The organism is Streptacidiphilus cavernicola (genome assembly GCF_042510955.1).
GTDB classification, from domain to species: Bacteria; Actinomycetota; Actinomycetes; order Streptomycetales; family Streptomycetaceae; genus Streptacidiphilus; species Streptacidiphilus cavernicola.
Window position 1 is genome coordinate 328,468 of record NZ_JBHFAB010000001.1, and the last position, 13,168, is coordinate 341,635.

The following is a 13,168-nucleotide window of genomic DNA, read 5'->3' on the forward strand; positions in this document are numbered from 1 at the left end:
TGGGTCCTCTCATACGCCCTACGCACACTCGACGCAAGGCCGGTCGGGGGGTCCGCGGCTGATGTCGGAGAAGCTGGCAACGGCCGAGGCGCCGGGCGGGGACACCGCCCTGCGCACGCACGGCACGGCCCCGGAGTTACCCGCGGCGGGCCGGCCCCGCCACTCCGGACAGAAGGCCCCGGCCCGTCGGCTGGGTCCGGCGTCCGGGAGCCCCCCTGTGAACCATCTGGTCATGAACGCCGGACGCAAGCTGACCGTGAGCGAGTGGGGCAAGCGCACCGGCACGCCGGTGTTCCTGCTGCACGGCACCCCGGGCAGCCGCCTCGGCGTGGCGCCGCGCCCCAGCGTGCTCTACCAGTTGGGCATCCGGCTGATCGCCTACGACCGCCCCGGCTACGGCGAGTCGGCCCGCCACGAGGGCCGCAGCATCGGCGACGCCGCCGCCGACGTGCGGGCCATCGCCGACGAGCTGGAGATCGACGAGTTCGCCGTGCTCGGCCGCTCCGGCGGCGGACCGCACGCGCTGGCCTGCGCCGCACTGCTGCCCGAGCGAGTGACCAGGGCCGCCGCCATGGTCAGCCTGGCCCCCAAGCCGGCCGTCGGCGGCATGGGGACGAGCTGGTACGAGGGGATGACCCCGGGCAACGTCGAGGTCTACCTGCGGGCCGAGCAGGGCATCGGCCAGATCGCCCCGGGTCTGACCGAGCGCTCCTCCACCATCAGGGCGAACCCGGCCGCCATGCTCGCCCAGCTGCTGGCCGAGGTGAAGGCCTCCGACCTGCAGGAGATGTCCGACGCCGGAATCCGCCGCATGCTGAAGGTCAACTACCAAGAGGCGCTGCGCGATTCGGGCGACGGCTGGATCGACGACGCGATGGCCTTCATCGGCGACTGGGGCTTCCGGGTCGAGGACATCCGGGTCCCGGTGCTGCTCTGGCACGGCAAGGAGGACTCCTTCTCGCCGGTGCAGCACTCCCAGTGGCTGCACCGGCGGATCCCGGAATCCCGGCTGGAACTCGTGGAGGGGAAGGCGCACTTCGCCGCGGTGTCGGCGCTCCCCGGGCTGCTCCCCTGGCTCAAGCAGCCCCGCGAGGTCACCAGGAGTGCAGCTCCAGCACATGGCTGATCCGCTCCCAGCGCTCGGCCCTGACCGCGTCCGGATGGGCCTCGCCGAAGTTGCGGTCGCGGCCGAAGCCGCGGACCGCGTCGTCGTGCAGCCGCTGCGCCTCCTCGGTCTGCCCGAGCCCGCGCAGGGTCACCGCCAGATTGGACCGGCAGGCCAGCGTGTCCGGGTGCTCCGTCCCCAGCTTGGCCGCCAGCCGGTCCAGGCAGGACCGCTCGCTCTGCTCCGCTGACACCGGATCGCCCAGCTCCGCACGGGCGTTGGCCCAGTTCACCTCCGCGCAGAGGGTGAACGGGTGGTCCTCGCCGAGTTGTGCGGTCAGCCCCCGGGTCGCCTCCTCGCCCAGCGCCGCCGACCGCTCCAGGGCCGACCCCGAGGCGTCCGGCGAACGCAGGTAGACCGACACGTTGTCGCTGCAGGCCAGGGCGTTGGGGTGGTCCTCGCCGAGGACCCGGATGAACTGGCCCCAGATCTCCTCGGCCTGCAGCAGCGCCTGCTCGTACCGCCCCCCGCACCAGTCGTCCGCGGCCAGGTTGAGCCCGCAGCTCCAGGTGTCGGGGTGGTTCTCGCCGTAGCGCTCGACGTAGCGCCGGTAGGTGTCCCTGGTCAGCCGTGCGGCCCGCTCGTACTCGCCGAGGACCCGGAGCGAGACGGCCAGGCTCCTGGCCGCCCGGAGCGTCTCCGGAAAGTCGTCGCCGCGGGACGCCCGGTAGGTCTCGTAGATCCGCGCCAGGTCCGCCGAGGCCTCCCGCAGCTCGCCCCGGTCCCGCTTGTCACGGGCCAGGTACAGCTGGGTGGTGAGGGTGCGGTCGTTCGCCGGACCCTTCAGCACGCGGCGGATCCGCTCGGTGCGCTCGCTGTACTCCTGCGCCTGCCTGGCCTCGCCCAGCAGCCGGTAGTCGATGGCGATGTTGTGACTGACCGTCAGGACGTCCGGGGCCTCCTCGCCGACCTGCGGGAGCAGGCTGGCGTGGGTGCGCAGATCCCGTTCCAGCGCCTCCCGGTACATCCCCAGCGCGCGCATGCCGGCCGCCATACCGCGCGCGGTCGCCAGGGTGGTCTGGTCCTCCTCGCCGAACAGCGCGCACTGGCTCTCCCAGGTGCGCCGGCTCAGCTCCAGCGACCGCCGGTACTCGCCGAGGTCGCGCAGGATGTTGGCGAGCATGCAGCGCAGCGCCAGGGTCTGCTCGTCCTCGGGGCCGAGCATGCCGGTCCACAGCGCGTCGATCCGGTCCGCCTCGGCTCGGGCGAGCGCGAAGTCGCCGCTGCGCCAGTGCAGTCGGACCAGGTCGATCATCAGCTGCCGGACCGCGGGATCCGCCGAGGACTCGGCCGAGCAGGCGGCCAGGTGCGGCCGGATCAGCTCGAAGGCCGGCTGGTTCTCCTCCTCCTCCACCTCGCCGCCCAGCGGGCGCTGGCGACCAGGACCTGCCGTACCTCGTCGCGGATCTGCTCCCGCTCCGCCTCGGTCATCTGCAGCAGCAGCAGCGACTGCAGCAGCCGGTGCACCTGGATGGTGTTCTTCCGGCCGTCGACCCGGCCCAGGGACAGCCGGCGGATCGCCTGCACCACCCGTCCCAGCGCCTGCACCGGGTTCGACCGCAGCCTGGGGTCGGCCGCGGACAGCGCCCCGACCATCGCCGGGCTCTTGTAGACCAGGGCCTGCGAGAACGCGTCCGGGCCGAGGAACACCGACATCTGCAGCAGCCGCTTGGCGGAGGGCCACTCGGCCGCCAGCTTCTCCAGCGAGGCGGCGAAGGTGGTCACGATGGGCAGCGGGTAGTCCGCGCCCGGCGCCGCGCCGAACATGTCGGACGGATAGGTGTCCAGCAGGTCCAGATAGGTGTCCGCGGACATGCCGGTGGCCAGCAGGTACGCGGCAGCGTGCTCGACCGCGAGCGGCAGGTCGCCGAGCGCCTCGGCCAGCCGCCGGGCCTGGGCCGGGTCCAGGCCGGGGACCCGGCGGCGCAGGTGGGCGACGCTCTCGTCCGGGGTGAACACGTCCACTTCGAGCTCGGTCGCGTCCCGGTTCCAGACCTGGTTGCGCGAGGTGATGATCACGTGGCCGTCGCCGCCGGGCAGGAACTCCCGCAGGCTGTCCGGGTCCTCGGCGTTGTCGAAGACCAGCAGCCAGCGGGCGAACGGGGTCCCCTGGCTGAGCGCGTTGCGCGCCGCGGCCGCCGCGTCCGGGTCGCTCTGGCTGCCGCGCAGGTCCAGCGCCTGGGCCAGCTCCGCCAGGTCCGTGGTGATCGAGGCCGGGCGCTCGGCGGCGATCCACCAGACCACGTCGTAGTCCGGCAGGTAGCGGTAGGCGTACTCCAGAGCCAGTTGGGACTTCCCCACGCCGCCGAGTCCGAACAGCGCCTGCGCGCGGCCCTCGGCGTCCGGGCCGCGGCCGGTGAGCCGGTCCCGGAGCCGTCCCAGCTCCGCGGCGCGGCCGGTGAAGTCGGAGTTGCGGCTCTGCAGGTTGACGACCAGCGCGCGCAGCCCCGGGTAGCGCGGCGCCTGGGGCTCGCCGAGCGCCTCCGCCGCCAGCCGCACCGACTCCTCGTCCGCGCCGACGTGGCGCAGCAGCAGCTCCGCCGAGCGGGGGCCGTTCAGCGAGGGCGACGACAGGTCCAGCGGGGCGCTGTGCCCGGCCGGCGCGCCCGGCTGGACCGCGCCCAGCCGCAGCCCGACCGTGCGCTGCCCCGGCACCGCGGGCTCGCCCGGTGTCAGCGGGCCCCAGAACTCCTCCGCCCGCGGGGTGCGGGCGAAGTGACGGGTCAGCAGCGGCATCGAGACCAGCTCCCGCGGCTGCTCGCCGTTCACCTGCGCGGCCGGGACCGGCGCGGGCGCGGACTCGTCGTCGAGCCTGGCCGCGGTCACCGGGTAGCCGGCCCGCTCCAGCACGAACGACACCCAGTCGGCCCACATCTGGTCCTCGATCGCGTGCCTGAGCCGGAACTCGGTGTGCCCGGCGACCGGCTTGCGGGTGAACCGGGCCAGCGTGCCGAGCCGCAGCTCCTCCGGCATCGGCGGCAGGGCGGTGACCTCCCCCCGGGTCAGCTCGCCGACCAGGCGCTCGCAGGCACCCAGCACCGAACTGGGCACCCCGGGCACGTCGCCGAAGGTGGCCAGCACCTCCTCGTAGGCGTAGAAGGGCCGGTAGGGGATCTCCACCGCGCCCCAGTACTCGGCCGAGCTGACCGTGCGCACCTCCCTGGGCAGGCCGCGGAACCGCTGCCGGGCCACCGCCCGGCCGCGGTCGGCCCGTTCCTTCTCGCCCTCGTCGACCCGCATCGGCACCGGCAGGATCCTGATGTTGCCGTCGTTGAAGCGGAGGTCGACGTGCCGGGCCACCCCGGCCGCGCCGTCGATGCTCTGGTCGCTGAGGGTGAAGCAGACCACCAGGTCGTCCGGCAGGTGCTGGGTGCAGATCTTGGACGAGTCGCTGAGGCCGGTGCGGCTGTCGATCAGGGTGTAGTCGTAGTCGCGGCGCATCTGCTCGCCCAGCGCGTCCAGGAACGTCCCGCCCTCGTAGTCCTGGTAGAACTGGTCCCAGTTGAGGCCGTTGAGGATGGTCGAGTAGTCCTCGTTCTGCCGTCCGGCGGAGACGAAGTCGATACCGCCGCCGCCGGGGAAGTCCCAGCTCAGGCCGATGGCGTGGGTCGCCACCGCGGCGTGGCCGCTCTCCACCGCCTGCTCGGCCGCGGGCATGTCGTAGGCCCGCTCCAGGTAGTTGTTGACCATGTCGACCACGCCGCCGCTGGTGGCCAGCGCGTCCCGCTCGATGAACGGGTGGAAGAAGCGGTGCAGCCCCGGCGCCTCCAGGTCCCAGTCCACGGCGAGCACCCGCTTGCCGTTGGCGGCCAGGATCCAGGCCGTGTTGGCGAGCGTCATGGTGCGCCCGGTGCCGCCCTTGTAGGAGTAGAAGGTGACCACCCTCCCGTCGCGGGGGGCGTCCGGCTCCTGCGCGGTGTCGTTCATCGCGGTTCCTTCACCTGGTTCGGTCGATGCTTCTGAGGGCGAAGAAGGCCTGCCGTGCCTGCTCGGTCGCCCGGGGCAGCAGGTCGGCGAAGGCGGCGGCGTCGGGGATGCCCCTGCGCAGCGGTTCGAAGTCGGGTTTGGGCCGGCCCACCGCGCGGTCCAGGGTGGCCAGGGTCAGTTCCTGGAGCGTGCGTTCGTGGGCGGCGGCGCCGGGGGTCCGGGGGTCCCAGGGGACCATCACCGCCAGCGGGCGCCTGCGCCGTTCGTTGTGGGTCAGCAGCAGGGCGCGCAGCCGGGTGTCGCAGAGCGCCCAGCGGTCCAGCAGCAGCAGTTGCGGGCCCTCCACCGTGCCGGGACCGGGGTCGTCGGCCGCCACCTCCTCGAAGTCCTCGATCGCGGTCACGTGGATGTTACTGGCGTGCGCCTGCCGCGCGGCGAACTCCGCGACGGACAGGGCCGGTTCGAACCCGTACGGCTGCCAGTCCCGGGCCCTGGCGCCGTAGCGCCCGTCGTCGCAGCCCGGCGGCAGGCGGTCGCCGCGGCGGCGGGCCAGCACCCGGATCCGCAGGGTTCGCTCGATCGGGTGGTCCGGCCAGGGCTCCGGCGGACCGTCGAGCGGGCCGGGATCCCCCGGTGCGAGGTCCGCCCGCGCCACCGCGGCCCGGACCGCCTCGGCCACCCCCCGCACCGCGCGCAGGTACTCCTCGCGCAGCCGCGGCTTGGCCGCCGCCGCCCGCAGGCCGTCCTGGCCGAACCGTTCGGCCAGGCCCCGGCGGTCCACCGCGACCCGGCCCGGCCGGTCCCCCCAGAGCCGCTCCCAGAGCACCGGCACCACCGCCGCGTGCGGGTCGCCCGAGGCGGCGGGGCGCCGGTGGAAGGCGGTCCACTCGCGGTGGCACTCCAGGTCGGTGAAGTAGTCCGGCGAGTAGAGCGGGACGAAGGTCCGGCAGCGGCCGAGCGCGGCCGAGCGCAGCTCGCCGCGCCGGGTCTCGCCCTCGCCGGGCAGGTCGAGGAAGCCGTGCGGCCCGGGGCCGCCCGCGCCGAGGGCGCTGGTCAGGTCGGCGTGGAAGCGGCTCACCCAGACGTCGGCGGGCGCGGCACCGCGCCGGTGCGCGTAACTGAGGAAGAACCAGGGCGGAGTGTCGCCTGCGGGCTCCCCCATCGCGGTGGCCATCCCTTCCTCACGCCTGGACCGGGCGCTCCGGCCGGTCCTCCTCGTGCCAGAACCTGACATGGTCCCAGGTCGGTTGACCCTTCACCGCCGCGAAGGCGTTGGGCGCGGTCGCCAGGTTGACCGGACGGCCCCGCTCGACCGTGCTGTGCTCCATCAGTTCGCTGATCCGGGTGGCGATGTGGTTGACCGCCATCCGGTAGTCGGGGTCGCGGCCGTCCCGACGGCTCAGCGCCAGCAGGCCGTCCCTGGTGTAGGAGGCGGGCAGGTAGCGGTTGGTGTACTGCAGCCGCTGCACCAGCGGGTGCATCCCGCCGCTGGGGACCGGCACCCAGATCACCGGCACCACCGCCTGCTCGTCGTCCTTGAGCGGCGCCCGGGTCACCACCCGGCGGCGGCTGAACACCCACCACTCCTTGCCGCACCACTCGCTCTCGAAGAACGGCGGCGACAGCAGCGGCACCAGCACCCGGCAGTGCGCCAGGTAGTAGGCCAGCCGCCGCTGCCACTCGGTGCCGAGCGGCATCTCCTGGTCGAAACCGGCGGATTCGGCCTGCTTCAGGGCCGGGGTGATGTAGCCGATCTCCTCGCCCAGGTCGTCGAAGAACTTCTTGATCGGGCCGAGGTCCGCACCGGTGCCGCGGGTCGGGCGCGCGTAGCTGAGCATGAACGGCGGCGCCTTCCTGGGGTCGGGGCTCCCGTCGCGACCGGGGTCGCCTATCCGCTCCTGCACCTGTGTCCTCCCCCGTTGCAGCTGCCCGACGCTCCGTCAAGAGCGCTTGGCTGCAACGGTAGCGCGCATGACCGACACAAACCGCACGCCCGACGGAGAGAGTGCGCCGGATTCGAGCAGGGCGGTGCAGACCTCCGCCGTCCAGGCCAGGAAGCGGTCGCCGCGCCGGGCCGCCGCGGCGGCGGCCGGGCCGGCCAGGGCCTCCGCCCTGGCCCGCCAGAAGTCGCCCAGCGCCAGGTGCGCGTACGTCCCCTGCAACGCGCCCTCGACCGGGCGCGGGTCGCTCCGCCAGGGGACGGTGAACCGGCCCCGGTGGCCCCGGTCGAACAGGTCCGCCAGGTCCAGCACTGCGCCCAGCTTCACGTGTTGGAACTCGTGCAGCAGCAACTCGGCCAGCAGCTCCGGTGTGCCGGGACGGGCGATGCCCACCGCCCCGAAGGCCGACCGGACCGAGGCGCTGTGCAGCCGGCCGCCGGGGAGTCCGACCAATGGGGTGAGCGCGGACAGCCCCTCCCGCAGGCCCTCGGCGTACTCCGGCAGCCCGACCGCGACCATCCGCCAGGCATCGATCAACTCCCGTTCCCAGCAAGCGAGTTCATCGGCGTTGAGTCGGGCCGACGGCTCACTTCGGTAGCAGTCGCGTTCCGGGTCGGCGTCCTCCAGCGCCAGCGTCCAGCCGGCCAGGCCGCCGGCCGCGGGCAGTGCGGCCCGCCGCACCGGCTGCCAGCGCGGCTCGTCCCGGTCCAGCCGCAGCCGCTCGCCGCCCGTGGTGGTCACCGACCGCCCGGCGGCGTCCACCAGCACCCGGTCCACCGCCCCGGTCCGCAGCACGCCCAGCGTCGGCAGCCGCAGCAGCCCGTCCCTGACCGGCACCGGGACCTCGACCGCGGCGCCCGCCCGCAGCGCCATCGCCGCGGCCGGCTCGGCCAGCCCGGCCGGATCGGCCGGCTGCTCCGTCCCCTCGGCCCGGCGCCCGCTCAGCGCCCGCTCCGCCCAGGGCCGCAGGTACGGGTGGCCGAGCACCTGCTCCACCGCGTCCGGCGCCTCGTCGCCCAGCCGCAGCACCAGCTCCCAGGCGGCGGCCACGGCGGGATCGCCCGCCGCCCGCCGCCGCAGGTTGTCCAGCAGCAGGCCGTTGACGAACCGCTCCGCGTCGGCCAGCTCCAGGACCACCCCCGCGCCGCCGGGACCGGCCGCCAACTCGTCCAGCTGCGCGTCGGTCGGGGCGGCCGGATGCGGGTCCGGCGTGCCCCGCCGCTCCGCGGTCCGCCGCTCCGCGGTCCGGCCGATGAACTCCTTGAGGTCGTCGCAGTAGACGCTCGGGTTCAGGAAACCGGTGTCCGCCCGGTAGCGGTGCGCGTACAGGCCGCCGCCGCAGGAGCGCAGCACCGGGCAGGCCCCGCAGGTCGCGCTCAGGCCCTCGGCTCCGCGCCTGCGGTCGGCCAGGCCGGGGTGCGCGGCGGCGTCGTCGAAGCTGTGGGTCCACACGTCCAGGCCGGTGGCCGGGGCGCCGTCGTAGGCGGTCTTCAGCGAGTCGGCCTGCTCCAGCGTCCCGTCGGTCTCCACCACGACCAGGTCCGCCGGCTCCAGGCCGAGCGACTCGGTCAGGCTGCTCCGCCCGTCCAGGGTGCGCAGCACCGAGTCGAACATCCGGACCGGGACCGGGCGGCCCTCGGCCAGCCAGCGGTCCCGGATCACGCCCAGCCAGTCCGCGTACGGGGTGCTCCCCGGCCCCTCCGGGCGCAGCGGCGGCTGCTCCCAGGTGGCGTGCGGCAGCAGGAAGTCCAGCGCGGGCGGCTCCAGGGCGCGCAGGGCGGCGTAGACGGCCAGCGGGTCGTTGCGCACGTCCACGGTGCACAGCAGGCCCGCGTAGAGGTGCCGGTAGCGGGGCCGCCGGAGCAGCGCGACGCCGCGGAGCACCCGGTCGTGGCTGCTGCGGCCGTCGGCGTAGCGGCGGTGCAGGTCGTTGGCGGCGCGGTCGCCGTCGAGGGAGATCCCCACCGAGATCCGGTGGGCCTCGAACAGGTCCAGGAAGTCCTGGTCCAGGCCCACCCCGTTGGTCTGGATCCGCAGGTCCAGGGCGCAGCGGCGGCCCAGCTCGGACCGCAGCGCCTCGGCCGCCAGCCGGATCGTGCCCAGTCCGGCCAGCAGCGGCTCGCCGCCGTGCAGGACCACCCGGACCTCCGGCAGTCCGTGCGCGAAGGCGTGCTCGGCGATCCGCCGGGCGGTCCGCCGCAGGGTGGCCGGGGTCGGTTTCAGCGGCTTCCCGCGCCAGCTGGTGTCGGCGTGCTCGTACACGTAGCAGTGGTCGCAGGCGAGATCGCAGCGGCTGTGCAGCTTCAGTACGAACTGCCGGAATACCGCCGTCTCGGAATCCATCGGGCTGCGGCGGGCCCCGCGGATCAGATGGAGGACTGGAAGGCCGAGACCCGGGGCACGTCGCAGTCGGGCAGCACCCGCTCCAGGATCGGGGCGTCCGCCGCGGTGGTGCGCGCGTCGAGGGCCCGGAGCGGCGTCCTGCGCGGTCGCGGCGCCGGGACGGTCTCACGGCGTGCAGGTGTGTTGGATGCGCTCATGGAGTACCAACCTTTACCCGAGGATCGTCCCCGTACGAATCCCGCCAGGACGAGTGCCGATTCTTGCATCAGGGTCGCCGGGGTTGACGCGCGTCGCAAGACCCCGGTCGGCGATGGACCGGAATCGTCCCCGCATCGACTGCTTCTGGACCGCTTCTGGCCAGAAACACCCGTCAGGGCTGGAGCCGGCGCACCTGCCAGCCGCCGCCGGGGGCCGCCTCGTAGCGGAGCCGGTCGTGCAGCCGGTTCTCCCGGCCCTGCCAGAACTCGACGCTGGACGGGGCGACCCGGTAGCCGCCCCAGAACGGCGGCGGCGGGACGTCCGCGCCCTCCGGGTAGCGCGCGGCCAGCTCCGCGTAGCGCCGCTCCAGCTCCTCCCGGGTGCCGATCGGCCGGGACTGCTCGCTGGCCCAGGCGCCCAGCTGGGAGCCGTGCGGGCGGCTGCGGAAGTAGGCCGCGGTCTCGTCCCGGCCGATCCGCTCGGCCCGGCCCTGGACGATCACCTGGCGGGCCAGCGGATGCCACGGGAACAGCAGCGCGACCTGCGGGTTCACCTCCAGCTCGGCGCCCTTCCTGGACCCGTGGTTGCTGAAGAAGACAAAGCCGCGCCGGTCGAACCCCTTGAGCAGCACGGTCCGCGCGCTCGGCCGCCCCTCGGCGTCGGCGGTGGAGACCACCATGGCGTTGGGCTCGTCGAGGCCCGAGGTCGCCGCGGCGGCGAACCAGCGGTCGAACTGCTCCATCGGCTCCGCGGCCAGGGCGGACTCGTCCAGCCCGGCGGCACGGTACTGGCGGCGCATGGCGGCGAGGGCCGACTGCGGATGCCCTGGACGGGCGTGTTCCTGAGGCTGCACGCCCACATCATCCCCCAGATGCCCCGGCCGCCCGCCGAAGTGGTCCCTTGATCACTACAACATCTCGATGTCGAGAGATAGGGTGTCCGGACAATCCCGCGCCCGTGCGGGGCATCACCCTCCTGCGCTCTGGCCAAATGCACCCAGTGCCTGCCACCCTGACACTGCGTGCCACACGCCTGCCTGCCCCCGCGCAACCGCGCGCGCCGTACCCGCAACCGACGACTTGGCCACACCACAGTCATCGACGTCGATCAAGAGGAGCCGCCTGATGTCCGATTTCGTACCCGGACTCGAGGGAGTCGTAGCGTTCGAGACGGAGATCGCCGAACCCGACAAGGCGGGCGGCTCGCTCCGCTACCGCGGCGTCGACATCGAGGAACTGGTCGGCCACGTCTCCTTCGGGAACGTCTGGGGCCTGCTGGTCGACGGCCGGTTCAACCCCGGGCTCCCGGCCGCCGAGCCGTTCCCGCTGCCGATCCACTCCGGTGACATCCGCGTCGACGTGCAGTCCGCGCTCGCCATGCTCGCCCCGGCCTGGGGCCTCAAACCGCTGCTGGACATCAGCTCCGAGGAGGCCCGCGACGACCTCGCCAGGGCCGCCGTGATGGCGCTCTCCTACGTGGCCCAGTCCGCCCGCGGCCAGGGCCTGCCGATGGTCCCGCAGAGCGAGATCGACAAGGCCGAGACCATCGTCGAGCGCTTCATGATCCGCTGGCGCGGCGAGCCCGACCCCAAGCACGTCCAGGCCATCGACGCCTACTGGACCTCGGCCGCCGAGCACGGCATGAACGCCTCCACCTTCACCGCCCGGGTGATCGCCTCCACCGGCGCGGACGTCGCCGCGGCGCTGTCCGGCGCGGTCGGCGCCATGTCCGGACCGCTGCACGGCGGCGCGCCTTCCCGCGTGCTCGGCATGCTGGAGGAGATCGAGCGCACCGGCGACGCCACCGCGTGGGTCAAGAACGCGCTGGACAAGGGCGAGCGGCTGATGGGCTTCGGCCACCGCGTCTACCGCGCCGAGGACCCGCGTGCCCGAGTGCTGCGCCGCACCGCGATGGAGCTGGCCGCGCCGCGCTACGAGGTCGCCGAGGCGCTGGAGAAGGCCGCCCTGGAGGAGCTGCACGCCCGCCGCCCCGACCGCGTCCTGGCCACCAACGTGGAGTTCTGGGCCGCGATCATCCTGGACTTCGCCGAGGTCCCGGCGCACATGTTCACCTCGATGTTCACCTGCGCCCGGACCGCCGGCTGGAGCGCGCACATCCTGGAGCAGAAGCGGACGGGCCGTCTGGTCCGGCCCGCCGCCCGCTACATGGGCCCGACCAGCCGCAGCCCGCACGAGGTCGACGGCTTCGACGACATCGCCCGCTAGGGCGGGCTTTTTTGGGGGCGCGGGGAACTGCGCGGCCGGACCTGCACGGAGGTGCACGGCTGGCCGCGCAGTTCCCCGCGCCCCTGGGTGGTCACCTGTCGGCGTCTCATTGGACGGACCTCCCTCTACGGGCCACCCCCGAGCCGGTAGGCTCGCCCCGTGGCTGAGATCCAGATCCCCGCTGACATCAGGCCCGTAGACGGCCGTTTCGGCGCAGGTCCGTCCAAGGTTCGCCCCGAGGCGCTCAGCGCCCTCGCCGCGACCGGTAGCTCGCTGCTCGGCACCTCGCACCGCCAGGCCCCGGTGAAGAACCTGGTCCGGCGCGTGCGCGAGGGCGTCAGCAGCCTCTTCTCGCTCCCCGAGGGCTACGAGGTGGTGCTCGGCAACGGCGGCTCCACCGCCTTCTGGGACATCGCGTCGTTCGGCCTGGTCCGGGAGAAGTCCCAGCACCTCAACTTCGGCGAGTTCTCGTCCAAGTTCGCCGCCTCCACCAAGGCCGCGCCCTGGCTCGCCGACCCGTCCGTGATCAAGTCCGACCCGGGCACCCACCCGCTGCCGGTGGCCGAGGCCGGTGTGGACGTCTACGCGCTGACCCACAACGAGACCTCCACCGGGGTCGCCATGCCGATCTCCCGGGTGGCCGGCGCCGACGAGGGCGCGCTGGTCCTGGTGGACGCCACCTCCGGCGCGGGCGGCCTCCCGGTCGACATCACCGAGACCGACGTCTACTACTTCGCCCCGCAGAAGTGCTTCGCCTCCGACGGCGGGCTGTGGATCGGCGTCTTCTCCCCGGCCGCGCTGGCACGGGCGGCGGAGATCGCGGCCTCGGGCCGCTACATCCCCACCTTCTTCGACCTGCCGACCGCGATCGACAACTCCTCGAAGGACCAGACCTACAACACCCCGGCGCTGGCCACCCTGTTCCTGCTCGCCGAGCAGCTGGACTGGCTGAACGGCAACGGCGGCCTGGAGTGGTCCACGGCCCGCACCGCCGACTCCTCCTCCCGGCTGTACACCTGGGCCGAGAAGGCGTCCTACGCCACCCCGTTCGTGGCGAACCCGGCCGAGCGCTCGCAGGTCATCGGCACCATCGACTTCGACTCCGCGATCAACGCGGACGCGGTCGCCAAGGCCCTGCGGGCCAACGGCATCGTGGACACCGAGCCCTACCGCAAGCTGGGCCGCAACCAGCTGCGGGTGGCGATGTTCCCGTCGGTCGAGCCCAGCGACGTCGAGGCGCTGACCGCCTGCATCGACTACGTGATCGACCAGCTCTGACCAGCGGAGCCGAGCACGACCGAGGGGCCGTCCGGTTCGACCGGACGGCCCCTCGGCGTCTGGCTAGCGCACCAGCGCGCCGATCACGACGG

10 protein-coding genes are annotated in these 13,168 nt (G+C 73.6%); 3 read left to right on the forward strand and 7 right to left on the reverse strand.

What is annotated here, in order from left to right:
- Positions 1-232 precede the first annotated feature (232 nt).
- Complete coding sequence (locus tag ACEZDE_RS01445) at positions 233-1,126, forward strand: alpha/beta fold hydrolase (protein ID WP_380530791.1); 894 nt, start codon at positions 233-235, stop codon at positions 1,124-1,126.
- Here ACEZDE_RS01445 and fxsT (ACEZDE_RS01450) read toward each other — a convergent pair.
- From fxsT (ACEZDE_RS01450) to pdxH, 7 genes are all read right to left on the reverse strand, one after another.
- Positions 1,095-2,519, reverse strand: coding sequence for an FxSxx-COOH system tetratricopeptide repeat protein (gene fxsT, locus ACEZDE_RS01450; protein WP_380530794.1), 1,425 nt, complete (start codon positions 2,517-2,519; stop codon positions 1,095-1,097). The genes ACEZDE_RS01445 and fxsT (ACEZDE_RS01450) overlap by 32 nt on opposite strands.
- Positions 2,483-5,092: an FxSxx-COOH system tetratricopeptide repeat protein gene (fxsT, locus tag ACEZDE_RS01455; RefSeq protein ID WP_380530796.1), complete on the reverse strand. Its 2,610-nt coding sequence runs from the start codon at positions 5,090-5,092 to the stop codon at positions 2,483-2,485. Before fxsT (ACEZDE_RS01455) ends, fxsT (ACEZDE_RS01450) begins: the two co-directional genes overlap by 37 nt.
- A gap of 10 nt (positions 5,093-5,102) precedes the next feature.
- Positions 5,103-6,254: an FxsC protein gene (gene fsxC, locus ACEZDE_RS01460; RefSeq protein WP_380530799.1), complete on the reverse strand. Its 1,152-nt coding sequence runs from the start codon at positions 6,252-6,254 to the stop codon at positions 5,103-5,105.
- A gap of 19 nt (positions 6,255-6,273) precedes the next feature.
- Entirely contained in the window at positions 6,274-6,996 is a 723-nt protein-coding gene (locus ACEZDE_RS01465; protein WP_380530802.1) for a TIR-like protein FxsC, read from the reverse strand.
- A gap of 36 nt (positions 6,997-7,032) precedes the next feature.
- The gene (locus ACEZDE_RS01470; protein ID WP_380530804.1) at positions 7,033-9,375 is read right to left on the reverse strand and encodes an FxsB family cyclophane-forming radical SAM/SPASM peptide maturase; all 2,343 of its coding nucleotides are present in this window, start codon (positions 9,373-9,375) and stop codon (positions 7,033-7,035) included.
- Positions 9,376-9,398: 23 nt separating this feature from the next.
- Complete coding sequence (locus ACEZDE_RS01475) at positions 9,399-9,572, reverse strand: hypothetical protein (RefSeq protein ID WP_380530807.1); 174 nt, start codon at positions 9,570-9,572, stop codon at positions 9,399-9,401.
- A 173-nt stretch (positions 9,573-9,745) separates the two neighbouring features.
- A complete protein-coding gene (gene pdxH / locus ACEZDE_RS01480; protein WP_380531197.1) occupies positions 9,746-10,372 on the reverse strand; it encodes a pyridoxamine 5'-phosphate oxidase in 627 nt (208 codons plus the stop codon).
- A gap of 325 nt (positions 10,373-10,697) precedes the next feature.
- Here pdxH and ACEZDE_RS01485 point away from each other — a divergent pair, with 325 nt between their 5' ends.
- Positions 10,698-11,798: a citrate synthase 2 gene (locus tag ACEZDE_RS01485; RefSeq protein ID WP_380530810.1), complete on the forward strand. Its 1,101-nt coding sequence runs from the start codon at positions 10,698-10,700 to the stop codon at positions 11,796-11,798.
- Between the two features lie 159 nt (positions 11,799-11,957).
- A complete protein-coding gene (gene serC / locus ACEZDE_RS01490; RefSeq protein ID WP_380530813.1) occupies positions 11,958-13,076 on the forward strand; it encodes a phosphoserine transaminase in 1,119 nt (372 codons plus the stop codon).
- The last annotated feature ends 92 nt before the right edge of the window (positions 13,077-13,168 follow it).